Annotated in this window: 24 protein-coding genes; 16 read left to right on the forward strand and 8 right to left on the reverse strand. The window is 57.8% G+C overall.

Annotated features, from left to right (window positions below; all coding sequences use genetic code 11):
* Window positions 1–6 precede the first annotated feature (6 nt).
* The 3 genes from Q9R35_RS16570 to Q9R35_RS16580 are packed head-to-tail and all read right to left on the reverse strand — an operon-like array spanning window position 7 to window position 2,122.
* Window positions 7–504: a TPM domain-containing protein gene (locus tag Q9R35_RS16570; protein ID WP_026483837.1), complete on the reverse strand. Its 498-nt coding sequence runs from the start codon at window positions 502–504 to the stop codon at window positions 7–9.
* Window positions 505–521: 17 nt separating this feature from the next.
* Entirely contained in the window at window positions 522–1,481 is a 960-nt protein-coding gene (locus Q9R35_RS16575; protein ID WP_311220144.1) for a YgcG family protein, read from the reverse strand.
* 20 nt (window positions 1,482–1,501) lie between these two features.
* Window positions 1,502–2,122, reverse strand: coding sequence for a LemA family protein (locus Q9R35_RS16580; RefSeq protein ID WP_042484724.1), 621 nt, complete (start codon window positions 2,120–2,122; stop codon window positions 1,502–1,504).
* A 425-nt stretch (window positions 2,123–2,547) separates the two neighbouring features.
* Here Q9R35_RS16580 and Q9R35_RS16585 point away from each other — a divergent pair, with 425 nt between their 5' ends.
* From Q9R35_RS16585 to Q9R35_RS16600, 4 genes are all read left to right on the forward strand, one after another.
* A complete protein-coding gene (locus tag Q9R35_RS16585; RefSeq protein WP_009460248.1) occupies window positions 2,548–4,011 on the forward strand; it encodes a DEAD/DEAH box helicase in 1,464 nt (487 codons plus the stop codon).
* 64 nt (window positions 4,012–4,075) lie between these two features.
* On the forward strand, window positions 4,076–4,699 hold the full coding sequence (locus Q9R35_RS16590; protein ID WP_042484727.1) for a LysE family transporter: 624 nt from the start codon (window positions 4,076–4,078) through the stop codon (window positions 4,697–4,699).
* 97 nt (window positions 4,700–4,796) lie between these two features.
* Window positions 4,797–6,410, forward strand: coding sequence for a peptide chain release factor 3 (locus Q9R35_RS16595; protein ID WP_042484729.1), 1,614 nt, complete (start codon window positions 4,797–4,799; stop codon window positions 6,408–6,410).
* Window positions 6,411–6,518: 108 nt separating this feature from the next.
* Window positions 6,519–7,142, forward strand: coding sequence for a hypothetical protein (locus Q9R35_RS16600; RefSeq protein ID WP_042484731.1), 624 nt, complete (start codon window positions 6,519–6,521; stop codon window positions 7,140–7,142).
* Window positions 7,143–7,276: 134 nt separating this feature from the next.
* On the opposite strand, the gene bfr is transcribed toward Q9R35_RS16600, so the two are convergent.
* The 3 genes from bfr to Q9R35_RS16615 all read right to left on the reverse strand — a co-directional run bounded on the left by bfr (window position 7,277) and on the right by Q9R35_RS16615 (window position 9,312).
* Window positions 7,277–7,756, reverse strand: a complete 480-nt coding sequence (gene bfr, locus Q9R35_RS16605; RefSeq protein WP_035268652.1) for a bacterioferritin — start codon at window positions 7,754–7,756, stop codon at window positions 7,277–7,279.
* A gap of 270 nt (window positions 7,757–8,026) precedes the next feature.
* Window positions 8,027–8,296, reverse strand: coding sequence for a (2Fe-2S)-binding protein (locus tag Q9R35_RS16610; RefSeq protein ID WP_009460253.1), 270 nt, complete (start codon window positions 8,294–8,296; stop codon window positions 8,027–8,029).
* Between the two features lie 131 nt (window positions 8,297–8,427).
* Window positions 8,428–9,312: a LysR family transcriptional regulator gene (locus Q9R35_RS16615; protein ID WP_042484735.1), complete on the reverse strand. Its 885-nt coding sequence runs from the start codon at window positions 9,310–9,312 to the stop codon at window positions 8,428–8,430.
* 170 nt (window positions 9,313–9,482) lie between these two features.
* Between Q9R35_RS16615 and Q9R35_RS16620 the strand changes: the two genes are divergently transcribed.
* The 9 genes from Q9R35_RS16620 (at window position 9,483) to Q9R35_RS16660 (ending at window position 19,950) form a co-directional block, all read left to right on the forward strand.
* Window positions 9,483–10,103: an isochorismatase family protein gene (locus tag Q9R35_RS16620; RefSeq protein WP_197313339.1), complete on the forward strand. Its 621-nt coding sequence runs from the start codon at window positions 9,483–9,485 to the stop codon at window positions 10,101–10,103.
* 34 nt (window positions 10,104–10,137) lie between these two features.
* On the forward strand, window positions 10,138–11,139 hold the full coding sequence (locus tag Q9R35_RS16625; protein WP_042484740.1) for a TRAP transporter substrate-binding protein: 1,002 nt from the start codon (window positions 10,138–10,140) through the stop codon (window positions 11,137–11,139).
* A 58-nt stretch (window positions 11,140–11,197) separates the two neighbouring features.
* Window positions 11,198–11,716: a TRAP transporter small permease gene (locus Q9R35_RS16630; RefSeq protein ID WP_026483845.1), complete on the forward strand. Its 519-nt coding sequence runs from the start codon at window positions 11,198–11,200 to the stop codon at window positions 11,714–11,716.
* Between the two features lies 1 nt (window position 11,717).
* Entirely contained in the window at window positions 11,718–13,016 is a 1,299-nt protein-coding gene (locus tag Q9R35_RS16635) for a TRAP transporter large permease (RefSeq protein ID WP_086069748.1), read from the forward strand.
* 130 nt (window positions 13,017–13,146) lie between these two features.
* Window positions 13,147–14,358: a CaiB/BaiF CoA-transferase family protein gene (locus Q9R35_RS16640; protein ID WP_311220145.1), complete on the forward strand. Its 1,212-nt coding sequence runs from the start codon at window positions 13,147–13,149 to the stop codon at window positions 14,356–14,358.
* Window positions 14,355–15,260: a hydroxymethylglutaryl-CoA lyase gene (locus Q9R35_RS16645; protein WP_311220146.1), complete on the forward strand. Its 906-nt coding sequence runs from the start codon at window positions 14,355–14,357 to the stop codon at window positions 15,258–15,260. The genes Q9R35_RS16640 and Q9R35_RS16645 overlap by 4 nt, the downstream gene beginning before the upstream one ends.
* The gene (gene leuC, locus Q9R35_RS16650) at window positions 15,257–16,669 is read left to right on the forward strand and encodes a 3-isopropylmalate dehydratase large subunit (protein ID WP_311220147.1); all 1,413 of its coding nucleotides are present in this window, start codon (window positions 15,257–15,259) and stop codon (window positions 16,667–16,669) included. The genes Q9R35_RS16645 and leuC overlap by 4 nt, the downstream gene beginning before the upstream one ends.
* Window positions 16,666–17,304 carry a 3-isopropylmalate dehydratase small subunit gene (leuD, locus tag Q9R35_RS16655; RefSeq protein WP_063691013.1) on the forward strand — a complete coding sequence of 213 codons (639 nt, stop codon included), beginning with the start codon at window positions 16,666–16,668 and terminating at the stop codon, window positions 17,302–17,304. Before leuC ends, leuD begins: the two co-directional genes overlap by 4 nt.
* Window positions 17,305–17,823: 519 nt before the next feature.
* Complete coding sequence (locus tag Q9R35_RS16660; protein ID WP_226349655.1) at window positions 17,824–19,950, forward strand: TonB-dependent siderophore receptor; 2,127 nt, start codon at window positions 17,824–17,826, stop codon at window positions 19,948–19,950.
* A gap of 185 nt (window positions 19,951–20,135) precedes the next feature.
* Here the strand turns inward: Q9R35_RS16660 and rpoN are convergent, their stop codons facing one another.
* Window positions 20,136–21,521: an RNA polymerase factor sigma-54 gene (gene rpoN, locus Q9R35_RS16665; protein WP_063691009.1), complete on the reverse strand. Its 1,386-nt coding sequence runs from the start codon at window positions 21,519–21,521 to the stop codon at window positions 20,136–20,138.
* Window positions 21,522–21,537: 16 nt separating this feature from the next.
* Between rpoN and Q9R35_RS16670 the strand changes: the two genes are divergently transcribed.
* The 3 genes from Q9R35_RS16670 to leuA all read left to right on the forward strand — a co-directional run bounded on the left by Q9R35_RS16670 (window position 21,538) and on the right by leuA (window position 24,117).
* Entirely contained in the window at window positions 21,538–22,092 is a 555-nt protein-coding gene (locus Q9R35_RS16670; RefSeq protein WP_042484759.1) for a hypothetical protein, read from the forward strand.
* A gap of 39 nt (window positions 22,093–22,131) precedes the next feature.
* Window positions 22,132–22,284, forward strand: a complete 153-nt coding sequence (locus tag Q9R35_RS16675) for a hypothetical protein (RefSeq protein ID WP_153228734.1) — start codon at window positions 22,132–22,134, stop codon at window positions 22,282–22,284.
* A gap of 138 nt (window positions 22,285–22,422) precedes the next feature.
* Window positions 22,423–24,117 carry a 2-isopropylmalate synthase gene (gene leuA, locus Q9R35_RS16680; protein ID WP_063691096.1) on the forward strand — a complete coding sequence of 565 codons (1,695 nt, stop codon included), beginning with the start codon at window positions 22,423–22,425 and terminating at the stop codon, window positions 24,115–24,117.
* Between the two features lie 312 nt (window positions 24,118–24,429).
* On the opposite strand, the gene Q9R35_RS16685 is transcribed toward leuA, so the two are convergent.
* Window positions 24,430–25,787, reverse strand: a protein-coding gene (locus Q9R35_RS16685; protein ID WP_376739607.1) for an IS3 family transposase whose coding sequence is annotated in 2 segments (ribosomal slippage) — window positions 24,430–25,305 and window positions 25,308–25,787 — 1,356 coding nt in all. Because the reading frame shifts where the segments join, the coding sequence is not laid out codon by codon here.
* Window positions 25,788–25,844: the final 57 nt, after the last annotated feature.

The following is a 25,844-nucleotide window of genomic DNA, read 5'->3' on the forward strand; positions in this document are numbered from 1 at the left end:
CATCTCTTAAAGCAATACCGGTTCGTCAGGCAAGGCATTTGCCGGCGTTGCGCCTGGCGCCTGGGATGGCGCTCCTTGCTGCAAGACCGCTTCAATCGCACTGACAGCCGCCAGCAGGCCAGACAGGTACTCGCGCGAGGCCAGGTCTTTTTCCAGTTGCTGACAGATCTGTGCCCATTGCGCCGGATCGGCCTTGATGCCCCGATCCGCAATGATATGGATACGGCGCTGGCCCAGGGCCAGGTACAGCAGAACGCCAGAGTTCAAGGGCGTATCCCACACCCGCAAACGGCCGAAAACCTCCAGCGCACGCTGGGCGCTGTCGGCCTCATGAGCGGGCAAAACCGCTTCAATCGCCACGACCAGCTCGCCACTATGATTTTCTTCACCCTTGCGAATCTGCTCGGCCAGATGGCCCAGCATTTCGGCATTGAAATATCGACGGCGCAGCCATTGGCCGTGTACCGATGCCCAGCCCGAGAGTTCTTTCCAATTCACATTCATATCGCTCTCCTGTGGCCTTACCAACTACCGGAAGCGCCACCGCCTCCGCTACCGCCACCACCACCGCCGCTGCCTCCGCCAAAACCGCCGAAGCCACCGCCGCTGCTGCCGCCATTCCCGCCAAACCCGCCGGAGGAATAACCGCCCAGGCCACCAATGACGCCACCACGGCGTGAGGCGCGCCCGGAGCTGGACTTGCCGCCTGCTCCGAAGAGTCGACCAATCATGCTCAAGCCTGCACCGACAACAGCGGCCAGCAGGGCCAAGCCAATGCTGCCCGATACCACCAGCGTGAACACCCCGGCGGCAAAGGCAGCAAACAACGGCGAAGCAAAAAATACAATTGCGCCTACAGCCAGCAAAGGCTCCCAGAACACGCCTTCTTCACCCGATGAGGTGACAGGTGCAGTTTTAGGAGGAGGGGGAAGCTCTTCGCCGTTGACCAGACCCACCAGACTATCGGCCGCGGCCTGGATACCGGCATAGAAATTGCCTTCGATAAAACGAGGCGTCATCTGTTCGCGGATGATGCGGCCCGCCTGCAAGTCCGTCACCGCGCCTTCCAGGCCATAGCCGGTCTGAATACGCATACGGCGATCATCCTTGGCCACCAGCAGCAAGATGCCATCGTCCACTTTCTTGCGGCCAATTTCCCACTGATCAAAAACACGCAGGGCGTATTGTTCGATGGTTTCTTCGCCCGTGGTGGGCACCATCAGAATCACGACCTGCGCGCCCTTTTCCTGCTCCACCGCTTTGAGCTGCTGGTTCAGGGCATCTTTTTGATCCGGGCTAAGCGTACCCGTGGTATCCGTCACCCACCCCGCAATAGCGGGAACAGGTTCAGGTTTGGCCTGCGCTTGTGCCCAGGGCCAGCACAAAAACAGCAGTGCCATCAACAAGCCACAGGCCCACGCCAGCCTGCCAGAACGTGCAGACCCAGGCCCAGCAGTCAGTGCAAGATCGTGCACGTTCATGGTGCCACCTCCAGAATTAATCAAGACCCGGCAGGAGCGGGAGTCGCAGGGATATCAAACTTGACCTCGGGGTCACGCGTGATTTCGCTTTGACGATCCACGCCGTAGTTTTCCTTGACCTTGTAGCCAAACAGTTTGGCGGTAATCAGGGTAGGGAACTGACGGATGAACAGGTTGTATTCCTGCACAGTCTGCACATAACGGCCGCGCTCGGTGGCGATCCGGTTTTCCGTGCCTTCCAGCTGCGTCATCAAGTCGCGGAACAGACCGTCGCTTTTCAGTTGCGGGTAGTTTTCCGACACGGCGATCAGACGAGACAGCGCCGAGGACAACTGGTTCTGGGCTTCCTGAAAGCGTGCCATCACTTCGGGGTTGTCCAGATCATCCACTTTCATCTGAATGGTGCCGACCTTGGCGCGCGCCTCGGTTACCTGCGTGAGCACGGCGCGTTCGTTAACCATATAGGCATTGACCGAGCTGACCAGCTTGGGCACCAGTTCGGCGCGGCGCTCGTATTGATTCAAGGTTTGCGACCAAGCGGCCTTGACCTGCTCGTCCAGGCGCTGGATCTCGTTATACCCACAACCAGACAGCAAAACCGCCACGCTGCTGATAAAGACCCATCGTATCCATGATGTCATGATTTTTTCCTGCAAAAATAAGCAGATAAACAACAAAAACGGGTTTGGACCCATTCGCTCGGGCACGTGCCAAACCGAGCCCGGCGGTGCGTGCACGCCAAGCGTAAACCGCGTACAGCAGCATAACAAGTACGTCTATGGCGGCGCTTAACAATTTCTGTCAAATCCCGCGGGACAATCCGCCTGACCGTTTACGTTTGAAGCAGGTTGTTTTAACGCTACCGCTCAAAATGATACAAGATGGTCAATGAGGATTTTTACTAATTTCACGCTATAATGGCAGATTGCGCAGCGCACCAATCACTGCGCCTCTTGCAGCAGGCGGCGTTCTTGCCCCTGCCGTGGCATTGTCGCCATAACAAAACACCTTAGCCTGGATTGGTAGGGCCCCAAAGAGGGCTTTTGGGCTAGTCACTGGAAAATTCTTGGACTCTCAAATCACTTTTGCCTCTCTTGAGCTGGCAGAACCTCTGTTGCGTGCTGTAACCGACGCAGGCTATACCCACCCCACCCCTATTCAAGCCCAGGCCATCCCCAAGGTCATTGAAGGTGGCGACCTGTTGGCTGCCGCTCAAACCGGCACTGGCAAGACCGCAGGCTTTACCCTGCCTATCTTGCACCGTCTGCTGAACAACCCTCAGCAAAACCGCAAACCAGGCCGCCCACGCGCGCTGATCCTGGCCCCTACCCGTGAACTGGCCGCCCAGGTTGAAGAATCGGTACGTTTGTACAGCCAGCACACCCGTCTGCGCTCGATGGTCATGTTTGGTGGCGTGAACATCAACCCCCAGTTCCATGCGCTGCGCAAGCCCCTGGACATTCTGGTCGCCACTCCTGGCCGTTTGCTGGACCACGTGCGTCAACGCACGGTGGACCTGACCGGCGTGGAAATCCTGGTCCTGGACGAAGCCGACCGCATGCTGGACATGGGCTTTATCCGCGACATTCGCAAGATCATCAGCCTGATGCCGGTTGATCGTCAGACTCTGCTGTTCTCGGCAACTTTCTCGGACGAAATCCGTGAACTGGCCCGTGGTTCGCTGAACAACCCTGACGAAGTGGCCGTTGCTGCCCGCAACACCACCAACGAACTGATTACCCAGCAAGTGATTCTGGCTGACCAGGCACACAAGCGTGACCTGCTGAGCCACATCATCCGCGAAAGCGGCTGGAACCAGGTTCTGGTGTTCTGCCGCACCAAGCACGGCGCCAACCGCTTGGCCGAAAAACTGTCCAAGGACGGTATGGCCGCTGAAGCCCTGCACGGCAACAAGAGCCAGGCGGCTCGTACCCGTGCGCTGGCTGGCTTCAAGAACGGCAAGGTTGTGGTGCTGGTTGCTACTGACATCGCCGCTCGTGGTCTGGACATTGATCAACTGCCTTACGTGGTCAACTTCGAACTGCCTAACGTTCCTGAAGACTACGTTCACCGTATTGGCCGTACTGGCCGTGCCGGTAGCGAAGGCGTGGCCCTGTCGCTGGTCGATCGCAGCGAAATGCGTTTGCTCAAGCAGATCGAGCGCATGACCCGCAATCCTATCGAGCGCATCGTGGTGGAAGGCTGGACGCCTCCTTCGCGCGCTGCTCTGGCTGAAGAAGCCAAGGAAGACACCTACGCAGAGCGCCGCTTCAACAGCGCTCCTGGCGCTCGTGCTCCTGGTGCCCGTCGCCCCAACGGGGGTGGCCAAGGTCGCTCCGCTGAAGGCCGTGGTGGCAATGGCGAGAGCCGTCCACGCCGTCCTGGCAACGACAACCGCCCACGTCGCAGCGCCGCTCCTGGCGGTGCAGGTGGTGGCGCAGCCCGTGCTGGCCAAGGTCGCCCCGGTGGCCGTCAGGACAGCCGCGGCCCGAACCGCAGCAACCGCAGTTCTGCCCAAGCCAAAGCCTAAACCCTGAAAAGGGGCTGTGCCTGCCAAAGGCGGGCACAGCGCCCGCCTTTGAACCGAGCACACCATGGCACTGAGCACCTGGCTCGCCTTTTTTGCGGCTTCCTGGGTTATTTCGTTTTCACCTGGCCCAGGTGCAATTTCCTCCATGTCCTCCGGCCTGAAATACGGCTTCAAGCGTGGCTACTGGATGGCAATTGGCCTGAATATCGGGATCATGATCCAGATATTCATCATCAGCCTGGGGCTGGGACAAGTCCTGGCGCGCTCGGAACTGGCGTTCACCACGCTCAAATGGCTGGGTGCAGCCTACCTGATTTATCTGGGCTGGAAGCAATTACGCACCGACGCCATGCCGGTGCAGGTCACAGGTCAAGAACCCAGCGACTTTCGCATTCGCGATTTATTGATTCGTGGTTGCCTGATCAATATCACCAACCCCAAGGGTCTGGTGTTTCTGCTGGCCATCATGCCCCAGTTTCTGGACTTGAGCCGGCCCATGCCGCTGCAATACCTGCTGATCGCCATGACCCTGTGCTTTACGGATCTGGTGGCCATGGGTTGCTACACATCGCTGGCCGCCCGCATGTTGCATTTGCTCCGTCAGGCCAGCCATGTACGGCTGCTGAACCGCGTGTTCGGTTCGCTATTTATTCTGGCAGGGACGGTATTGGCCAGCGTGTCGCGTTAGCCTTGTGCACGCATCAGCTTGCCCCCAAGCCCTGCTTTACGGATAATTCGCTCACTGTTTTCCACGCGCCAGACTGGCGCTGCCACAAGGATTTTCAATGTCGTCCGGTGACATACGCTCTGAAGTCAAGAAACGCCGCACCTTTGCCATCATTTCTCACCCTGACGCGGGTAAGACCACACTGACTGAAAAACTGCTGCTGTTCGCGGGTGCGATTCAGATTGCAGGTAGCGTCAAGGCCCGTAAAGCCAGCCGCCATGCGTCTTCGGACTGGATGGAAATTGAAAAGCAACGTGGAATTTCGGTGGCCTCCTCGGTCATGCAGATGGAATACCGCGACTGCGTCATCAACCTGCTCGACACCCCCGGCCACCAGGACTTCTCGGAAGATACCTACCGTGTGCTGACCGCCGTGGACGCCGCCCTGATGGTGATTGACGCGGCCAACGGTGTGGAACCGCAAACCATCCGCCTTTTGCAAGTGTGCCGGGCCCGCAATACGCCCATCATCACTTTCGTGAACAAACTGGACCGCGAGGTTCAAGAGCCGCTGGATGTACTGTCGGAAATTGAATCGCACCTGGGTATGGAAGTAGTGCCGTTTTCCTGGCCCATCGGGATGGCGCGTCGCTTTGGCGGTGTGTTCAATCTGCGCGCCAACCATATGCGTGTGTTCAAACCTGGTCAGGAACGTCATGGCGAGGATGAAATCATCCCCGGCCTGGACAATCCCGTGATTGCCGAACGCTTTGGCGAGCCCTTTGAAAAGGCGCAGGAAGAAATCGAACTGCTCAATGCTGCAGCGCCCGAATTCGACCTGGACCTGTTCCTGCAAGGCAAGCAAACCCCCGTTTTCTTTGGCTCGGCCATCAATAACTTCGGTGTGCAGGAAGTGCTGGACGCACTGGTTGACCTGGCGCCTGCTCCTGGCCCACGCGCCGCCTTGCAGCGCGAAGTGCAGCCCGACGAGCCCAAGTTCAGTGGTGTGGTGTTCAAGGTGCAAGCCAATATGGACCCTGCTCACCGCGACCGTGTGGCCTTTGTGCGCGTCAGCTCCGGCCATTTCAAGCGCGGGATGAAACTGAAAGTGTCGCGTACCGGCAAGGAAATTCGCCCCAATAACGTGGTGTCCTTCCTGTCGCAACGTCGTGAACTGCTGGACGATGCCTTTGCTGGCGACATTATCGGTGTGCCCAACCACGGCATCCTGCAATTGGGCGACGTGCTGACTGAGGGCGAAAACCTGCAGTTTACCGGCTTGCCTTTCTTTGCCCCTGAACTGTTCCAGTCCATTGAGGTCAAAGATCCTTTGCGCACCAAACAATTGCGTACCGGCCTGACCCAGCTGGGTGAAGAGGGCGCCATTCAGGTGTTCCGACCCCATATGGCAGGCGGCATGATGCTCCTGGGTGCGGTTGGCCAGCTGCAGTTTGAGGTAGTGGCCCATCGTCTGAAAACCGAATACGGTGTGGAAGCACGCCTGTCGTCCAGCCGCTTCAATATGGCTCGCTGGGTAACGGCCAAAGACCCCAAGGACATGAAGAAGTTTATCGAGACCAACGCGGGCAATATTGCCTATGACGTGGTCGAGGCCATTGCCTTTTTAGCAACGTCGCCTGCGCAACTGCGCGTGGCTCAGGAACTGAATCCGGGCATTGAATTCCACGCATTACGTGAACACGGTGGACACGTTTTCGGGGATGCCGTCTAATTCTGTCACAAGAGCAGGGCCGACATTTCGCTACAATGACGGCTCTTTTCTTTTAATAACGCGCATCCGGCCCACCGGATTGCCCCTGATTCAACCGAGACATCGCTTATGCCCTGGCGTTTTATCATTGCTGTCTTGCTGCTGGCCGCAGGTGCTTCAGTGTGGGGCGGCCTGGAACTGGGGAACTGGCTCATCGCGCACGGCCCTGAAAAGTCCATGGCGGTCACCACCCCTGACCCCTCAGACTTGCCTACGCTCGATGCCGATGGCAAGCCTTTTACCGCACAGCCGCCACAGCCTTTGCCGAATGGCCGCCTGGGTGTGCCCCAGGCCCCAACGCCTATCGCCTGGGAAATCGACACTTCTACGCTAACGGAAGAAAAGCCGCCCATTGCCCTGGCTACCACGTCCATTTCGCTGGAGCAGGCTATTCAAATTGCCATGACCGAGCAGAACCGGGAACTGCAAGGAATTGCACGCGTGAACCTGGGTGGCTCCGAACCTATTCAGCCCGTCGAAGTTGGCACTCCGCCGCCACCGCCTCCTCAGGATATTCAGGTCGCCGGATCCAATGGCGGCGCTTGGCAGGCTCAACTGCAGCAAGAACTCAATGCCTGTAGCAACAAAGGCTTTTTCGATCGACCCAGCTGCTCCTGGGAAGCACGCAACAAGTACTGCGGCCCCAATAATGCCTGGGGCAAAGTGGCTGGCTGCCCAAGCAAGTCCTTCTAAGAGGGCGACCTGGCCTACAGCGCTCACACTCTAGTGAGCGCTGGCCCGCCTTCCCTGCAAGACAACGGACAGGCACAATAAAAAAGCACCCGCTAAAACGGGTGCTTTTTTTGTCGCCTGAGCAAACAGAATGCTTACTCGTCGTGGTCGCCCATCTGCGATTGCAGGTAGTTTTGCAGACCCACTTTCTCGATCAGTTCCAGCTGAGTACCCAACCAGTCGATGTGCTCTTCGGTGTCGTCCAGAATCTTCAAGAACAAATCACGCGACACGTAGTCACGTGTGGACTCACAGTATTCAATGGCCTCTACCACGGTCTGACGGGCAGCCTGTTCCAGCTTCAAGTCACAGCCCAACAGTTCAGGCACGTTCTCACCGATCATGATCTTGTGCATGTCCTGCAGGTTAGGCAGGCCGTCCAGCATGAAGATACGTTCAATCAGCATATCGGCATGCTTCATCTCACCGATGGACTCGTCATACTCATGTTTGCCCAGCTTGTTAAAGCCCCAATGGTTCAACATGCGAGCGTGCAAGAAGTATTGATTGATTGCTGTTAGTTCGTTCTTTAGCTGCTTGTTCAGATGCTGAATTACCACTTTATCGCCAAACATGCTGTTCTCCTGTAAATCTGACGGCGCTCCCCCCAAGGAGCCGCCGAGCCCCCACAAATGCTGCTCGCACCAGAGATCGCACACAGGCGCGATGCAGGCAAAAACACAGTGGGGGATGAATGTGACAGGCTACCATGCACGCATGGGCAATGGCTTAAAAAACGAAAAAGCACCCAGAAAGCGTTGCGCTTTTGGGTTAGTAGCAGGACCAATAACAATCATTCCCACTAGCAATAGCGGGAATGGGAAATCCTGATCAAAAACACGCGCTTAGGCGCGACAAACAAGGCGGCCAAACTCAGGAGCAGGGATCAGGCTGTCATTGGCAGCGTAATCCACTCGGGCGGTTTCCAGGCTAGCAATCATGGTTTGATTGGCATAGCGCCCACCCGGCAGATAATCCTGAGCCGTCTCCGCGCAGCAGCCACAGCAGGACGCCACCCCAAGCTGACCTTGAAGGTCTGCCAGGCTGGAAGCGCCGCCACGTACTGCTTCTTGTACTTGACGCTCGGTGATCGCGTTACATATGCAGATAAACATGAGAACTATTATTATCAAGAAACCTGAAAATATCAAGAGTCATTCTCATTAAGAACTACGTTACACCGATATAAGGTCGAGAACGGCTTGCAGCCTGCCTTTGCAGGCTTTGCCGGGAAACGACAGGCGCATCAATTTTGCAACAGGTGGTCCATCAACAGGCGGGCAGCGGGCGACAAGCTATAGCGGCTGCGCACACACAGCGCCACGCGACGCGACGTCCAGGGCTCCTTGATCACACACATCGCCAGGCCCAGGCTTTGCACATAGGACTGGGCCACAGAGCGCGGCAGCACACCAATTCCCAGGCCCGCTTCAATCATACGACATTGAGCGTCGTAGCTGGTTACCTGCACACGGCAACGCCAGGTACGTTCCAGCTCGCTGGCGGCACGTAACAGCAAAAGATTGGGGTGACTGCCGGTGTGCATGCCTACATAGTCAAAATCCAGGGTATCGGCAAAAGGCAGTTCCTTCCGTCCCGCCAAAGGGTGATACGCAGGCACCAGCAGAACCAGCTCGTCCTGACGATAGTCGTAATACTCCACCTCGGCACTGCCTACGCCTCGGATCAGCACACCCAGATCAGCATTATTGTCAGCCACCGCCTGAGCCACTCCGGCGCTGATCCGCTCTTCCAGCGACACGCGCACTTTGGGATGACGCGCCATAAAAGAACTTAAGGCCTGCGGCAAAAACTGCGTGATGGACGACAGGTTCGCCGCTATCCGCACATTGCCGGTCGCCCCTCCGGCGAAGTCGCGCATCAAGGCACCCATGGCGTCCATATCATCGAGCAAACGCTGAGCCATGGCAGCCAGCGATTTGCCTGCTGCCGTTGGATACACACCTTTATTGCTGCGCTCGATCAGGGCTGCGCCCAATTGCTGTTCCAGATCGCTAAGGCGCTTGCTGACTGCCGCAGGCGCAATGTGAAACTGCTCGGCCGCCCCCGAGATGGTGCCGCGTTCCAGCACTAACAAAAATAGCCGCAAAGATTTGGGATCGATGTTCATAAGCCAGTATTCCATCCTAGGAGAGGCGGGTCGACAAGCACTCTGCCATCATCAATTGCGATAGCACCATCGCAATTTGACGCTGTACTCACGTCATTAGCGATGACAGACTACGCAAATAATACGGAACCTGATTATTTAAGTCAGGAAAAATAGCAAGGGGAGAACAAATGCGCGATAGCGATAATCTGAAAGGGGGGTTTGACGGCACCCTGCCCATGGGGCAACAGCCGGCTTTGGTCGTTATCGACTTTCAACGTGGCTTTACCGAACCAGGTTTGACACCGCTGGCCTCGAACTGCGACAGCCAGATCGAACAAACCAATGCCTTGATCCGCGCCATGCGTGGCAAGGGCCGCGTTATTTTCACCATCATTGGCTACGAGCCTCATCTGGCCGACGCCAATCTGTGGCTGACCAAGGCTTCGTCCTTGCGCTGCCTGCTGCGTGGTTCGTCTGCCTGCGAGCTGGACCCACGGCTGGACTACGACCCCGAACAAGACATCATCCTGTACAAGACCCAGGCGTCTGCCTTTTACGGCACGCCACTGCCTGCCTTGCTGGCCCATCAAGGCTGCGACATGCTGATTGTGGCCGGTGCCACTACCAGCGGTTGCGTCCGTGCCAGCGTGGTGGACAGCCTGCAGTCGGGATTTGCCCCGTTCGTGGCTGAAGATGCGGTGGCTGACCGCTCGGCAGCCCAACACCGCAGCAATCTGATCGATATGGCCAGCAAGTACGCCGAAGTCCTGCCCTCGGCCGACTTGATCGCTCATTTACATACGCTTTAACAGCACACAAAAAAAGAAACCACAGGAGACATCCATGAAAAAAGCCCTGACAGCGGCGCTGACCGCCTGCACCCTGGCGCTGGGCATCTCGCCTGCGCACGCCCAAGAAGTCGAACTGACCTTTTCAACCTACTTGCCACCCGCATACGAATACGCCTGGAAACCCATCGAGAACTTCGTCCAGACCGTAGAAAAAGAAAGCCAGGGCCGTATCAAGATCAATGTGTTCCATTCCGGCCAGCTGTTTGACGGCTACGAGGAACTGCCCGCCCTGTCGCGTGGTGACGTGGACATCGTCAACATGACCAGCACCTACCCCAGCGGTACCGTGCCGGCGCTGAACATCTTTACCCTGCCATTTCTGTTTGACAGCACGGCTCACCTGAAACGTGCTCTGGACCAGGGACTGTTCAAGTTGGGTGCCGAGCAGGAACTGCGCGACACGCACGATGCCGTTGTGCTGGGCCTGGCACCTTGGGACCCGTACGAGTTTTACAGCCGCAAGGCACCGATCAACTCGGCCGCTGACATCAAGGGCAAGGTCTGGGCTTCCACCAGCTCCATGGATGCGCGCGCCCTGCAACTGCTGGGTGGCTCACCGACCGGCATGCCCTCTTCCGAGCTGTACCTGGCCTTTGACCGTGGCGTGATCGACGCCACTCCACGTCCATTGCTGACCGGCATTGGCCGCAACCTGTATGAAGTGGCCAAGTACCTGTCCATCGCCAACTTCGGTATCGATGTATCCGTGCTGACCATCAACCGCAAGAAGTGGGAATCCCTGCCACCCGATCTGCAAGAGATCATCAGCAAGGCCGCCCACCAGCGCGACGAAGAACAGTTTGAGCGCGTGAACGCCTTTGTAGGCCAGGCACTGCAACGCTATGAGCAAGCCGGTGTGACCATCAATCGTGTTGAGCCCGCTCAACTGGCCGAAATGCGTCAGCAAACCCAAGCCGCCATTGATGAATGGAGCAAGCAGGTTGAGAACGGTCCCGCTTATCTGGAACTGATCGAAAAAACCCGCCAGCCCTGATCACGCGTGACTGCGCGCCGGACCACAAACCGGCGCGCATCCCTCGTGTGGAGACACCATGAATCCACTTATTCATTTTCTGGGCGCATTTGCGCGCGGTAGCAATCGGCTCGCCATTCTGGTGGCCGAAGTTGCACTGGCCGCTCTGATGATTGCCTGCACCTACGGCGTCATTGCACGCTACGTCTTTAATAGCCCCAGCATCTACATCACCGAAGTGTGCGTGTACTTGCTGCTGGTCTGCTCCTGGCTGTCCATCGGCTGGGTTCACCTGGAAAACCGCCACGTCAGCGTGGAAGCCTTCCACATGCGCTTCTCGCCACGCGGCCAGCGCCTGGCCACCTGCATTTCGCAGCTGTGCATCTTGTTCTTCTGCCTGGTGCTGTTGTGGGCCGGTATTTCCGTGGTGGAAACAGCGATTGCCCGTAACTACCGCTCGGCCTCCATGCTGCGTTTCCCCCTGTGGATTGCCTACGGCATGATCCCATTGGGCGGCACCTTGCTGGGCCTGGCTACTCTGCGCCAGCTGTTCATCCCGAACAGTGTGGAATCCAACGACAGCATCAAGGAGTTCTGACATGGATTCCATGCTCATTTTCAGCCTGATGATGGCCTGCTTTGCCATCCTGATGGTTATCGGCACCCCCATTTTTGCCGCACTGGGTGTTGCCAGTATTTCCGGCATTCTGATGAAATCCGGCCTGGGCGGCCTGGACGTCATTCCCGCCACTTTGCACCGAGGCATGGCCAGCTATTCCCTGATCGCCATTCCGCTGTTCATTCTGATGGGTGAGGTCATTGCCCGCACCAGTATTGGCGGCAAGCTTTATCAGCTGTTCTATCTGTGGCTGAACCGCCTGCCCGGTGGTTTGGCTGTAGCCAGTGTGGGCAGCTCGGCCGTTTTCGGCGCCATGAGCGGGGTCAGCGTGGCGGGTGCCGCCACGATTGGTCGCTTTGCCATTCCAGAAATGCTCAAGCGTGGTTACTCGCCCAGCCTGTCTGGCGGCACGATTGCCGCGGCCGGAGCCTTGGCCTTGCTGATTCCCCCCAGCATTGGTTTTGTACTGTATGGCGAGATGGCGGATCAGTCCATCGGCAAGCTGTTTATCGGTGCCTTGCTGCCCGCCCTGATGGTTACCGTCATGATGGTGATTTATGTGGCCCTGGTTGCGATATTCAAGCCAGAGTCCGCACCACGCAATTCGGAAGCCGTTACCTGGGCACAGAAATTGGCCGCCCTGAAAGACATCTGGGCCGCTTCCTTGCTGATTTTACTGGTGCTGGGCACGATCTATCTGGGCATTGCTACTCCGACAGAAGCTGCCGGTATTGGTGCTGCCGGTGCGTTCCTCATTGCCATTGCCTACAAGGAAATGAACTGGCGCACGGCCCTGCAGATTCTGCGTTCCACCGCCGTCACCAGTGGCATGATTTTGCTGATTCTGGCCGCAGCGCTGCTGTTTGGCTACATCATGACCCGCTTGATGATTCCGCAAAAGCTGGTAGCCATGATTACGGCATCGTCTCAGCCAGCCTGGGTCATTCTTCTGTTCGTGCTGCTGTTTTTGATGGTCTTGGGCATGTTCCTGGATATTGTTTCCCTTATCCTGATCACAACCCCTGTTTTACTGCCAGTCATTGTCGCACTGGGCTACGATCCATTATGGTTTGGCATTGTGATGATTATTGCCTGCGAAATGGCCGTAATTACACCGCCGGTAGGATTGAATCTCTATGTGATCAAGGGCATTGCTCCGCAAATATCGCTACAGCAGATTACACGGGGTGCTCTGCCATTTGTAGCATTGGAAATTTTGGCAATTGTCATTTTGACCATCTTCCCCGAAATTATTCTTTGGCTACCCAGAACGCTTTAAAAAAACAAAACCCGCTTCATGCGGGTTTTTATTTATTTTCCACCCACGTTTTTTACGATGGCAGCATAATATTTGATTGCTTTTCCACTTCTTTTTTCTATACCAGAATCCATATCTGGAGGAAACAGAAATGGATAAGAACAGCTTTACCGCCCCCCCGCTCAAAGGCATCAAAGTCCTGGAGCTGGGGTCACTGATTGCTGGCCCCTATGCCGGTAGCCTGCTGGCCCAATTCGGGGCCGACGTCATCAAGATAGAACCGCCCGGCAAGGGCGACCCGCTGCGCCGCTGGCGGCAGCTGCACAAGGACACCTCCCTGTGGTGGCGCGTGCAAAGTCGCAACAAGCGTTCCATTGCGCTGGATCTGCGCCAGGCCGAAGGCCAGGAAATTGCCCGTGAACTGGCCTTGCAAAGCGATATCGTCATTGAAAATTTCCGCCCCGGCGTGCTGGAACGCTGGGGCCTGGGATGGGAAACACTGCACGCACTGAACCCGCGCCTGATCATGGTGCGTGTCTCCGGCTACGGGCAGGACGGCCCCTATCACCGTCGTCCCGGCTTTGCGGCCATCGCGGAATGTATGGGTGGCCTGCGTTACGGCACCGGCTATCCAGATCGCCCCCCTGTACGAGCCGGTGTCAGCCTGGGCGATACGCTGGCTTCGCTGTACGGCACCATAGGCGCGCTGCTGGCCATGCATCATCTACGCCAGGAAGGCGGACAGGGCCAAATGATTGATGTGGCCCTGTACGAATCTGTCTTCGCCATCATGGAAAGCCTGATTCCGGACTATCAACTGAATGGTCATCAACGCGAACGCACCGGAGCCAGCCTGCCCGGTATCGCACCGTCCAACACCTATCCCACCGGCGACGACAAATGGGTGGTGATTGCGGCTAATAGCGATGCCATTTTCATTCGTCTGATGCAGGCCATGAGCCGGCCCGATCTGGCCAACGATCCGCGCCTGTCCGACAACGCCGGACGCGTGGAACACAGCGCCATGCTGGACCAAACCATTGGCGACTGGACCGGCGCGCGCAGCCTGGAAGATGTGCTGACTGCGCTGGATCAGGCTGAAGTCCCCAGCGGCAGCATCTACACCGCCGCCGACATTCTGGATGACCCGCACTACCAGGCGCGCGGCATGCTGGAGAAACACACACTGGAAGACGGCCAGGAACTGACCATACCCGGCATCGTGCCCAAGCTAAGCCGCAGCCCTGGTGCCACCCAATGGTTGGGGCCAGAGTTGGGCGAACACACAGACAGCATCCTGCAGGAACTGGGCATGAGCCCCGAGCGCTGCCAAGCCCTGCGCGAACAAGGAATCGTGGAATGAGTACCGTATTGATCACCGACGTCACCTTGCGTGACGGCCTGCAAATCGTGCCACGCTGGGTGCCTACGCCGGACAAGCTGCGTATCGCGCAGGCGCTGCCTCAATGCGGCGTGCGCAAGATCGAGCTGACGTCCTTTACTTCGCCCAAAGCCATCCCATCCCTGGCGGATGCCGATGAGCTGGCCAGCCTGACTACACGCGACCCTCAGGTTTGCTACACCGCACTGGTCCCCAATCTGCGCGGTGCGCAACGCGCTTTGGCAGCCCATATGAACGAGCTGAACTTTGTATTTTCAGCCTCTGAAGCTCATAACCAGGCCAATCTGCGCATGAGCATTGCGCAATCACTGGCCCAGCTGGAGCAGGTACTGGAAGCGGCGGGCAAAACGCCAGTTAACGTGTCCCTGTCCACCGCTTTTGGCTGCCCCTTTACCGGCGTCGTCGCCCCCGCGCACGTAATTGCCCTGATGCAGCAAGTGCAGCGCATGGGAGCCAGCTCCGTCAGCCTGTGCGATACCACCGGCATGGGTTCGCCCGTGGATGTAGAACGCCTGACCCAGGCTGCCTTGAGTTTGTATGGCGAGCAGGGCGTCACTGGCCATTTCCATGACACCCGCGGGCTGGCGCTGGCCAATGCCTGGGCTGCGTATCGCGAAGGCGGGCGTCGGTTCGACGCAGCGCTGGCCGGTTTGGGCGGCTGCCCTTACGCCCCCGGTGCCAGCGGCAATGCCAGCCTGGAAGATCTGGCCCATATGTTCCAGATCAGCGGCGTGCAAACAGGCTTGAATCTGGAAGCGCTCCAGCCCTTGGCCGAAGAAATCGCGGCCCTGACGCAAGAGCCTATTCAAAGTCGCCTGCACAAAGCCGGGCCAGCCTACGCCTTGAAGGTGTGCCAACCATGAGCCCGGCCCGCACCCTTTTTCAAAAGCTCTGGGATACACATCGCGTCGCGGCGGTAGACGATGAGCATGATCTGATCTACATAGACCGCCAGTTGTTGTACGAAGTCACCAGTCCGCAAGCTTTCGAAAGTTTGCGTCTGGCTGGACGCCATGTGCGTCGCCCGGAAACCGCGCTGACCACGGTGGACCACAACGTGCCCACTCGCCGCCGCAATCAGCGCCTGGAAGATCCTTTGGCCCAGGCGCAAATCGACCAGATGGAGATCAATAGCCGGGAGTTTGGCCTGCGCTACTTTGGCCTGGATGACGAGCGCCAGGGCATCATCCACGTGATCGGACCGGAACAGGGCATGACCTTGCCCGGTTCCAGCATCGTGGCCGGAGATTCCCATACCAGCACGCATGGCGCGTTTGCGGCCTTGGCCTTTGGCATTGGCACCTCCGAGGTGGAGCATGTTCTGGCCACGCAATGTCTGGCCGCAAAACGCATGCGCAGCCTGCAAGTAGATGTGCAAGGCGAACTGCCAGCCACCAGCACCGCCAAGGACCTGATCCTGCACATCATTGCCCGCCTGGGTGCGGATGGCGGGCGAGACTGTGCCATCGAGTTTACCGGCCCCGCCATCCGCGCCTTGTCCATGGAAGGGCGCATGACCTTGTGCAATATGGCGATCGAAGCGGGGGCCCGTATTGCTCTGGTCGCTGTGGACGACAAGACCCTGGACTATGTGCGCGGTCGCCCCTTGGCACCGAAAGGAGAGGCCTGGGACAAGGCAGAGCAGTACTGGCGCACGCTGATCAGCGATGAGGGCTGCCAATACGATCAACACTTGCAGATCGACGCCACGCAGGTCGCCCCCACGGTTACCTGGGGAACCTCCCCCGATATGGCGGCGGCCATCGACCAGCTTGTGCCTGATCCATTAGCGGCCGCCACGGCCAAACAAGCTGACGCCCAACGCGCCTTGAACTATATGGCTTTGCAGGCCGGCCAGCCGCTGGCAGGCATCACCATAGACCGGGTATTTATTGGCTCCTGTACCAACGCCCGCATTGAGGACCTGCGCAGCGCCGCAGCCATGGTCAAAGGCAAACGTGTAGCCAGCACGGTACTGCAGGCCCTGGTCGTCCCCGGCTCGGGTCTGGTACGTCGTCAGGCCGAGCAGGAAGGCTTGGACCAAATTTTCACGCAAGCCGGTTTTGAATGGCGCGAACCGGGCTGCTCCATGTGTCTGGGCATGAACGAAGACCGTCTGAATCCGGGAGAGCGCTGCGCCTCCACCTCCAACCGCAATTTTGAAGGCAGGCAGGGCGCCTTGGGACGTACACACCTGATGAGCCCCGCCATGGCGGCTGCCGCCGCAATTGCAGGCCATCTTGTCGATATCCGCCACTGGGACGCTGCATGAACACACCTTTTACTTCCGTGCGCTCGCGCCTGATTGCGCTGGACCGCGCCAATGTGGATACCGACGCGATCTTGCCCAAGCAGTACATGACTTCCTTGTCACGCACCGGCTTTGGGCAATATGCCTTCGACAACTGGCGGTACGCGGATATTGGCTACCCCGGCAAGCCACTGGCCGAGCGTAAGCCAATCAACAGTTTCTGCCTGCATCAGCCTCACGCACAAGGCGCCCGCATTCTGCTGGGGCGCGAGAATTTTGGCTGTGGGTCCAGCCGTGAACACGCGGTCTGGGCGCTGAAGGACTTAGGCATTGCGGTGCTGATCGCCCCTTCTTTTGCCGACATCTTCCGCAATAACTGCTTTAAAAACGGCATGTTGCCGATACAGCTGGCTGCGGAGCAAATTGATGGCTTATTCACCACCGCCGTGCAAAATCCGTGGGATGAATGGGCGGTCGATCTGGAAGCCTGCATGTTGATCGGTCCCGATCAACACATCCGTTTCCAAGTGGAGCCTGAACGCCGCCACCGCCTGCTGCTGGCGCTGGACGACATCAGCGTGACAGAGCAGAAAATGGATCAGATCCAGGCTTACGAACAGCAACGCCGGGAACAGGAACCCTGGTTATTTAGCTAAGGACGATAGATAAGGGGGGCAGTCGCGGAAGGGAAGTTCCGCCGCTGCTTACCTGCCTCCCGCCCTGGCAGTCGCAGTCGCAGTCGCAGTCGCAGTCGCAGTCGCAGTCGCAGTCGCAGTCGCAGTCGCAGTCGACAAGTATCGAAACACAGCTCAAGCCTGTTCAGGCCACAAATAGAACAATTTCTTGAGCCGCTGCTTTATTAGCCGGGAGCCATCACCGCTCCTTTGCCTACCCCTTGCCAAGCAAACATCGCCTGTTTTGCCAAAACCGCTCCATGGGACGCACTCCCACCGTGGAGTCAGACGCGCTCCAAATTTGCTCAAAAATCCCCCTGAAACCCTGATTCCGGCGCGATTTCGGAGCGAAATCGACTGCATCGTCTCCTTATACCCTTAAGTTTTTTAAGGTCGTTTTTATATCACAAAGCCACCTAACTGCTTGAACCACCTACAAGCAAATGCTACAAATGAAATATTAATGAGAATCATTTTTATTTCTATTTAATTTATAGATTCATGCGAATTTCTTATCTTGTTGGCCTGAGCCTGCTCAGTGCAGGTAGCAGTTGGGCACAATCCTCCGATGCTCCCCCGGTTACGTCTTTGTCCACCATTGAAGTCAAAGCCAGCGAATACATTGACCTGCCTCCCGCCTATGAAGGCAATCATGTCGCTACCGGCGGCAATCTGGGTTTGCTGGGCAACCGGGATGTCATGAATACTCCCTTTAGTACCATCAACTACACCAGCGACTACATCGAAGATCTGCAAGGTCAGGAACTGCGCATTCTGATCAGCAAGAACGATCCTTCCGTACAGACCCCCGGTGCAGGTGGAACGGGCGGCAAAGACACCATGTATATACGGGGTTTCCGTGCCGGTGACGTGTCTCTAAATGGTTTGCAAGGTTTGACCAGTGGCCGCCGCGTGATGGCCATCGCAGAGCGTTTAGAAATTCTCAAAGGCCCCTCTGCCGTTCTGAACGGCATGAATGCCAGCAATGATGTGGGTGGCTCGATCAACCTGGTGACCAAGCGTGCCACGGACGATCCCATCACCAACGTCACCATGTCCTATATCCAGCCTTCCCAATTCGGGACGCATCTGGATCTGGGCCGTCGTTTCGGGGAATCCAATGAGCTGGGCCTGCGTTTGAACGGCGTGTTCAAGGACGGCGAGGGCGTGGTGGACCACCGTACCAATCGCGACAAGCTGATCTCTTTGGGAGCTGACTATCGTCTGGGTTCCGTCAAACTGTCCGCCGACCTGTACCACCTGGAAGAATACCTTTCGGGCCTGAACCGGGGTGTGCGCCTGGCCAAGGGTCTGGACAAGAACCCCTTGCCCACACCACCCAAAGGCAATGTCTTGCTGGGAGTCCCTTGGGCTGCCGGTCTGACACGTGAAACCACAGCGCTGGTACGGGCAGACTGGGCTGCCAGCGACAAGCTGGCCGTCTACGGCTCGGCAGGTTACAGCAAGTCCGAGATGAGCAACTACAACACCAAGGGCAGCACCTTGCTGAACGAGCAAGGAGACCTGAAACTGGCTGCGACTCGTCGCAACAATACCGGCTACAACCTGGCCGCCAATAGTGGCTTGTTCTACAACTTCGACACCGGCTCCGTGCACCACACCATCAGCGCCGGAGTGGACTGGAACCGCAAGAGCTCGCGCAGCGACAACACCTCCATCAAGGGGTGGTCCGAGACCATCAATATCTACGACCCGGACTACCCGGCTCGCCCTTATGTCCCCATGAATGGGCTAAGTGCGCCTAACGTCAGCTATCTGTACAGTGCCGCGCTGGCCGATACCCTGTCCTTTGCAGACGGCAAATATCAGTTGACACTGGGCCTGCGCCAGCAATGGGTCAGCACCAAGGATAAAAGCGGCAAGAGCGACAACTACAGCAAGAACGCGCTAACCCCCACCATTGCCGGTGTCTGGCAATTGCGTGACGACTGGATGCTGTATGCCAACTACGCCGAGGGTCTGACCCAGGGCATGATTGTGGGCGACGACTACGCCAACGAAGGCCAGATCTTCGCCCCCCAGAAAACACGTCAATACGAAATCGGGATGAAGTACGACAGCGGGGATTACGCGCTGACGGCAGCCCTGTTCGACATCACCCAACCCAACAGCTACGAAAGCAATGAGCGTTTCAACGGCAAACCCAACCTGAGCTACGACGGTCGCCAGCGCAACCGGGGTGTGGAAGTGCAGGTGTTCGGCCAGATTGCCGAGAACTGGCGTCTGACCGGCGGCATCGCGTATCTGGACCCGAAAATCCGCAAGGCCAGCAACCCGGATACTGAAGGGCGCAGCGCCGTAGGCCTGTCCCGCTGGGTCGCCAAGGCCGGGATTGAATGGGATACGCCTTTTGTTCAGGGCCTGACCTTGAATGCCAACCTGCACACCCAGTCCAAGCAATATGCCGACGCCAGCAACAGCTACTACATGCCAGGGGTGACCACTTATGACCTGGGCATGCGCTACAAGACGCGCTTTGCCGGCAAGGAGGTGACCTTGCGCGCCAGCCTGGAAAACGTGGGCAATAAAGCGTATTGGGTCGTGCCTTTGAGCAATGGCCAAGGCTCACCACGTACCTTCCTGGCTTCGGCCACCATGAAATTCTAAGCAGACCAGCGACACCTCTGTCATCCAGTTCTCCGTCTGGCTGGCAGAGTCTAACTCCGCTTTTGCAGGGCCTGTTCATGCGTGTATGCAGGCCCTGTTTTTTTATTGTTTTAAAGCTCTGGCCAGCCAGGACGGTGGGCCGCCGGGCCCACCAAGCATCTTTGAGCTGCTATGACATATAGTTCCTAAACCCCGGCCGCCGCCCGCATCTTGCGTTGTGAAGCCGGTGCCAAACCTTCCGCCTCCCGGTACTTCGCCACCGTACGGCGCGCCAAGGTCAGGCCCTGGGCCTGCAGGAGATCGGTAATCTGCTGATCCGACAAAGGTTTGGTCGGCGACTCGTCACGAATCATTTGCGCGATCTGCGCGCGCACCGAAGCCGCCGACATATCGGCTTTCCCATCGGCACTGGCCAAGGCTACGGTAAAGAACTGCTTAAGCTCCATCACCCCATGCGGCGTCTGCATGTACTTTTGCCGCGTGGCGCGGGAAATCGTGGACTCATGCAAGTCCAGCTCGGCCGCCAGATCAGCCAATTGCATGGGTTTCAGCGCCGACACACCCTGCGTAAAGAAGTCCTGCTGCATCTGAACAATGGCTTGGGCCACCCGCAAAATCGTCACGAAACGGCTGTTAACGCTGCGCAGCAAGCCAGTGGCTTTTTGACGTTCTGCCAGCAAGGCAGGGTGCGCTTCAATTTCATAATCGTGCAGGTTGACCAGTTGCAGGCGCGGCACAGCCAGGGGATTCAAGGCCGCCTGCCAGCTATCCTTGCCACGAATCAGCAACACATCCGGCACCACATAGGCCGAGACATTCTGTGTCCAGGCCCGCCCCGGTTTGGGGTCCAGTTTCAAGACCAGATGATGGGCCCGCTCCACCAGTTCAGCCGGATAATGGCCCGCACAGCGCTGACGCAGCTGGCTGGGCGAGGCCAGTATGCCGACATGCTCTCGCACCAGATAACGGGCGCAATCAAGCAAGGCAGGTTCCAGGTTCTGGGCCTGTTGCATCAGTTGCAGGCCCAGGCACTCGGCCAGGTCCCGCGCACCGACACCGGCCGGGTCCAAAGACTGCACCTGTGCCAGGGCGCAGCGCAAATCACTTTCATCAATATCCAGCTCGTCGGGCAGGCAGGCCAGCACCTCTTCCAGAGAGACAGGCAGGTAGCCGTTATCGTCCAGCTCATCGATCAGTAATTGGGCTAAAGCACGGTCACGGTCGCTCAAACGCAACAGTCCTAGCTGCTCGCTTAAATAAGCCGCCAGGTCCTGGGCAATGGCCGATTCAGGGGTCCAGTCAGGGTCGTCCGAATCCCCCTGATGCTTGGGAAACTCCAGGCTCGCCCACGAGGATTCCGCCTCGCCCGAAGCGGCTTCGGGCAATGGCTCGGCGGCGACATCCGTCTGCACGTCCAGACGTTCCAGCAAGGGGTTATCCAGCAAAGCCTGAGCCAATTCCTGCTCCAGCTCGGCCCCCGATAGCTGCAACACTTTAATAGACTGTTGCAATTGCGGCGTCAAAACCAGCGTTTGCTGCTGGCGTAAATCTAGTGACTGACGCGTAAGCATAGGTACAATCGTTTCCATGAAAACTGACAACGCCCAGACACCCACCGCCAACGATAGTCAGGCTCTGCGCAGCACACTGTTCAAGCTGTGCGCCACGGCCACTATTATCTGCACCGTAGTCACTATCGTGGTAGCCATTATCTGGTGGGACCTGCTCAACCGTCTTATCAGCTTTGGGCGTGGCCTGGATTACTCCGGCCTGCAGGCCTTGAGCATTCAAAACCTGGCGCTGATCAAGCAATACAACCCGTTTTTCTGGTGGACGGTAGTGGGCGTGATAACCCTCATTATTGCCTATCTTTTGTATGGCTTCGTACAAGGGGTCATGCGACGCAACCAGCAACGCATTATCGACGAGTCCACGGTGGCTCAACTGGCCCGATCGCTCAGCCGTCCGGCCCGTGAAGTAATTCTGTGGTGCTGGCCCGACCAGCGCAGCCCGTTGACTGTGGGCGATTTACAACGAGCCCATAGCGAGCTGCGCGCCGGACGCTTTGGCAAAATGGAACTGGCCGAGCAACAAAGCCGCCTGCTGCGAGCCGACTACGAACGCCACGAACCACAAGCGTAAAGCTTGCCTTCCTGTTTTTTTTGTGTTTGACTAACGGTCATGACTCACGCACGCCAATCCTCCTACGCCTGCCAAGGTTTCAGCCCCGCCGCTGAAGCAGCCTTGTCGCGTTCCGTGCGTGAAGGCCGTTCTTCGGCCCCTGCCTCCAGCCTATCCCAGCTGCTACTACTAGCGTCCGGTTGCCGGGCCTAGTGTCCTGTGGCAGTTCGGCAGCCAATACTCAGCCACATCTACGTCATTTGTGCCGCCACCGGCCTACGTAAATGCTGCAATCGCTGGTGACGGCAAGAAGTAATCAACACTTTTTGTCCGACAGGTATCCCCATGGCAATGCTGAAAAACCCCTCTCAAAAGTATCGTCCTTTTGTCGCCTTTGATCGCGACTTCGCTGAACGCACCTGGCCTTCCAAGCGCATTACCAAAGCGCCCATCTGGATGAGCACAGACTTGCGTGACGGCAACCAGTCCCTGATCGAGCCCATGAACGTGGCTCGCAAACTGCGCTTTTTCGAGCAACTCGTCAAAATCGGTTTCAAGGAAATCGAGGTCGGTTTCCCTTCCGCATCGCAGACCGACTTCGATTTCGTTCGCAAGCTGATCGACGAAAACCGCATTCCTGAAGACGTCACCATCATCGTCCTGACACAGTCGCGTGAAGACCTGATCAAGCGCACGGCCGAAGCTGCTGCCGGTGCCAAGCGCGCCATCATTCACCTGTACAACGCATGTGCACCGGCCTTTCGCAAGATTGTCTTTAACTTGAGCAAGGACGAGATCAAGGACATTGCCTTGACCGGTACACGCCTGGTCAAGACCGAAGTGGCCAAGTACCCGCAAACCCAATGGGGCTACGAGTATTCGCCCGAAGTATTCAGCACCACCGAGCCTGAATTTGCGCTGGACGTGTGTAACGCGGTGGTTAAAGCCTGGGCACCTGCCGCCGACGAGCGCGTCATCCTGAACTTGCCCGCGACCATTGAGGCCACCACGCCCAATATGTACGCCGACCAGATCGAGTGGATGCACAACAATCTGGAACAGCGCAGCAACGTAACCCTGAGCGTGCACCCGCACAACGACCGTGGCACGGCGGTAGCGGCTGCTGAACTGGCTGTGATGGCTGGCGCAGACCGTATCGAGGGCTGCTTGTTCGGTAGCGGCGAGCGCACCGGCAACGTTTGCCTGGTGACCTTGGCCCTGAACTTGTACACCCAAGGCGTGGACCCTGAACTGGACTTCTCGGACATCGACGAAGTGCGTCGCACCGCCGAGTACTGCAACCAGTTGCCCGTACATCCCCGTCACCCTTACGCGGGCGATCTGGTTTTTACCGCCTTCTCCGGCTCCCACCAGGACGCCATCAAGAAAGGCCTGGCTCAGCAAAAATCCGACGAACTGTGGGAAGTGCCTTACTTGCCTATCGACCCGGCCGACCTGGGCCGCAGCTACGATGCGGTTATCCGCGTCAACAGCCAGTCGGGCAAGGGCGGGGTGTCCTACTTGCTGGAACAAGAGCACGGCCTGGTCTTGCCACGCCGCATGCAAATCGAATTCAGCCGCGCCATTCAGCGCGTGACCGACTCTTCCGGCAAGGAAGTGACGCCTGCAGACGTATACGGTATTTTCGAATCCGAGTACCTGAACTGCAAAAAGCACTACAAGCTGCTCAAGCACAACATCATCAGCCAGCCTCACGCCGACAGCGGCCAGCAATTCACGATTGAAGTGGATGTGGAACACGACGGCCAGGTTCGCACCTTGAAGGGCTCGGGCGAAGGCGCGATCTCTGCCTTTGTGAATGCCCTGGATCTGTCCATCAAGATCATGGACTACAACGAGCACGCCATTGGTTCCGGTGCTGAAACCCGCGCTGCCGCTTACGTGGAAATGCGTATCGGTGACAGCCCATCGGGCTTTGGTGTGGGCATCCACGCTGACATCGTGACTTCTTCCTTCCTGGCGATCTTGAGCGCGGTCAACCGCCACACCATCGCTCAGCAAGAAGCTGAAACCACAACGGCTTAATACCGTCTTCATACCGCGACTTGGGTGGTGATCCCACCCAAGCGCCCGCCCGGCTCATCCTAGCCGCGCCTGACCCGCTTTCGCAGCCCGGCTTATCGTCGATCTGCCCGCAACCCGCCCACAAGGCGGGTTTTTCGTGGGCGCAACATGGCGGCTCGTATCAAAAAGCGGTAAGCCCTTGAGGGCTGAACCTCCGTATTGTGTAACCGGGTACAGGCCTGACCGACAGCCCTGCAAGCCATAAACATTCAAAAAGACCTAAAAAAAACCGGCCCCACATGAACTGCCCCCCGTAAGTTGGACAGTCAGAAGCTAAAGCCCGAAGGCCTGAGTTCGGTATTGCACCGGGCTCAGGCCTTTTAGCTTGAGCTTGATGCGGTCGTGGTTGTAGTAATAGATATATTGCTCGATGCCCGCCTGTAACTGCTCGATGCTCTCGAAGTGGTTCAGGTGGAAGAACTCAGCCTTGAGCGTGCCGAAGAAGCTCTCCATAGCAGCGTTATCCAGGCAGTTCCCCTTGCGTGACATGCTCTGGGTCAGTGATCGGTCCGTCAGCATACGTTGGTAATGGGGCTGCTGATACTGCCAGCCCTGATCGGAGTGCAGCAGGGGGCGATCCGTGGGTGTGAGCCGGGCCAGCGCCTTTTTAAGCATACTGCCCACGAGTTGGAACACAGGCCGGCGGCTAGTTTCATAAGCTACGATCTCGCCGTTGTACAGGTCCATTACGGGCGAGAGGTACAGCTTTTCACCACGCACCTTGAACTCGGTCACGTCGGTGACCCACTTCTGATGAGGCCTGCCGGCCTCGAACTGGCGCGCCAGCAAGTTCGGCGCCGCGCGGCCCTGCTCGCCTCGGTATGAACGGTATTTCTTCGCACGCACCAAGGACTTCAATCCGAGTGCCTGCATCAGGCGCTGTACGGCCTTGTGATTGACGTGCTCACCGGCCTGGCGCAGGGCGGCGGTGATCCGGCGATAGCCGTAGCGCCCCTTGTGCTGTGCGTACAGAGCGCGGATGTGCGCCTTCAGGGCGACATGCCGCTCGCCTGCCTGTGCGTTCAACTGGTAGTAGAACGTGCTGCGTGACAGCCCGGTCACCTTCAGCAGTACAGTCAATGCGTGGCCTTGCCTCAGTTCGAGCACGACCCGCGCTTTTTCTGCGCGGCCTGGGCTTTTTCCTGACGCAAGGCCCTCAATTTTTTTAAGTAAGCCACCTCCGCGCGCAGGTACTCAAGCTCTTTGAGCAAGTCTTCGCGCGTACGCGGGTCGTCGGTGTCAGAAGGCAACGAGGGAGATTCGGCAACAGGTTTCATTTTCAGGCGTCCTCGACGTTTGGGTTCTAAGGCCACTAGTCCACCCTCATCATACGCGCGCTGCCAGCCAGCGATGACACCTGCGCCACCACGAATATCATATAAAACAGCGGTTTGCCGGTAACTCAACGCTTCTCGCTGCATCCGAGTCAACACGGACCACTTGAAGGCCGCGTCATAATGACTGAACTTCTTGCGTAAGCCAGCATCGCCATGCTCGCGGTAGCAGGCTACCCAATGCTCAAGCATTCCCGCATCGACTCCATACTGGGCCGACACAGATTTAAACCCCAATGAACCGGCCAGATACGCTTGCACGGCCTCTCGCTTGAGCCCTTCTTCATATTTCGTCATGTAAAACACCCCAAAGGTTGGACCTGTGTCCAACTTTTGGGGTGCAGTTCACACAGA

Origin of the sequence: Alcaligenes sp. AB3 (genome assembly GCF_031844565.1) — a bacterium.
Taxonomy (GTDB): Bacteria; Pseudomonadota; Gammaproteobacteria; order Burkholderiales; family Burkholderiaceae_B; genus Alcaligenes; species Alcaligenes faecalis.

What these genes read in the sequence shown, in the direction of transcription:
- Q9R35_RS16570 (WP_026483837.1), bottom strand. Translation starts at nt 504, where the DNA reads ATGAATGTGAATTGGAAAGAACTCTCGGGCTGGGCATCGGTACACGGC.
- Q9R35_RS16575 (WP_311220144.1), bottom strand. Translation starts at nt 1,481, where the DNA reads ATGAACGTGCACGATCTTGCACTGACTGCTGGGCCTGGGTCTGCACGT.
- Q9R35_RS16580 (WP_042484724.1), bottom strand. Translation starts at nt 2,122, where the DNA reads ATGACATCATGGATACGATGGGTCTTTATCAGCAGCGTGGCGGTTTTG.
- Q9R35_RS16590 (WP_042484727.1), top strand. Translation starts at nt 4,076, where the DNA reads ATGGCACTGAGCACCTGGCTCGCCTTTTTTGCGGCTTCCTGGGTTATT.
- Q9R35_RS16595 (WP_042484729.1), top strand. Translation starts at nt 4,797, where the DNA reads ATGTCGTCCGGTGACATACGCTCTGAAGTCAAGAAACGCCGCACCTTT.
- Q9R35_RS16600 (WP_042484731.1), top strand. Translation starts at nt 6,519, where the DNA reads ATGCCCTGGCGTTTTATCATTGCTGTCTTGCTGCTGGCCGCAGGTGCT.
- bfr (WP_035268652.1), bottom strand. Translation starts at nt 7,756, where the DNA reads ATGTTTGGCGATAAAGTGGTAATTCAGCATCTGAACAAGCAGCTAAAG.
- Q9R35_RS16610 (WP_009460253.1), bottom strand. Translation starts at nt 8,296, where the DNA reads ATGTTTATCTGCATATGTAACGCGATCACCGAGCGTCAAGTACAAGAA.
- Q9R35_RS16615 (WP_042484735.1), bottom strand. Translation starts at nt 9,312, where the DNA reads ATGAACATCGATCCCAAATCTTTGCGGCTATTTTTGTTAGTGCTGGAA.
- Q9R35_RS16620 (WP_197313339.1), top strand. Translation starts at nt 9,483, where the DNA reads ATGCGCGATAGCGATAATCTGAAAGGGGGGTTTGACGGCACCCTGCCC.
- Q9R35_RS16625 (WP_042484740.1), top strand. Translation starts at nt 10,138, where the DNA reads ATGAAAAAAGCCCTGACAGCGGCGCTGACCGCCTGCACCCTGGCGCTG.
- Q9R35_RS16630 (WP_026483845.1), top strand. Translation starts at nt 11,198, where the DNA reads ATGAATCCACTTATTCATTTTCTGGGCGCATTTGCGCGCGGTAGCAAT.
- Q9R35_RS16635 (WP_086069748.1), top strand. Translation starts at nt 11,718, where the DNA reads ATGGATTCCATGCTCATTTTCAGCCTGATGATGGCCTGCTTTGCCATC.
- Q9R35_RS16640 (WP_311220145.1), top strand. Translation starts at nt 13,147, where the DNA reads ATGGATAAGAACAGCTTTACCGCCCCCCCGCTCAAAGGCATCAAAGTC.
- Q9R35_RS16645 (WP_311220146.1), top strand. Translation starts at nt 14,355, where the DNA reads ATGAGTACCGTATTGATCACCGACGTCACCTTGCGTGACGGCCTGCAA.
- leuC (WP_311220147.1), top strand. Translation starts at nt 15,257, where the DNA reads ATGAGCCCGGCCCGCACCCTTTTTCAAAAGCTCTGGGATACACATCGC.
- leuD (WP_063691013.1), top strand. Translation starts at nt 16,666, where the DNA reads ATGAACACACCTTTTACTTCCGTGCGCTCGCGCCTGATTGCGCTGGAC.
- Q9R35_RS16660 (WP_226349655.1), top strand. Translation starts at nt 17,824, where the DNA reads ATGCGAATTTCTTATCTTGTTGGCCTGAGCCTGCTCAGTGCAGGTAGC.
- rpoN (WP_063691009.1), bottom strand. Translation starts at nt 21,521, where the DNA reads ATGCTTACGCGTCAGTCACTAGATTTACGCCAGCAGCAAACGCTGGTT.
- Q9R35_RS16670 (WP_042484759.1), top strand. Translation starts at nt 21,538, where the DNA reads ATGAAAACTGACAACGCCCAGACACCCACCGCCAACGATAGTCAGGCT.
- Q9R35_RS16675 (WP_153228734.1), top strand. Translation starts at nt 22,132, where the DNA reads ATGACTCACGCACGCCAATCCTCCTACGCCTGCCAAGGTTTCAGCCCC.
- leuA (WP_063691096.1), top strand. Translation starts at nt 22,423, where the DNA reads ATGCTGAAAAACCCCTCTCAAAAGTATCGTCCTTTTGTCGCCTTTGAT.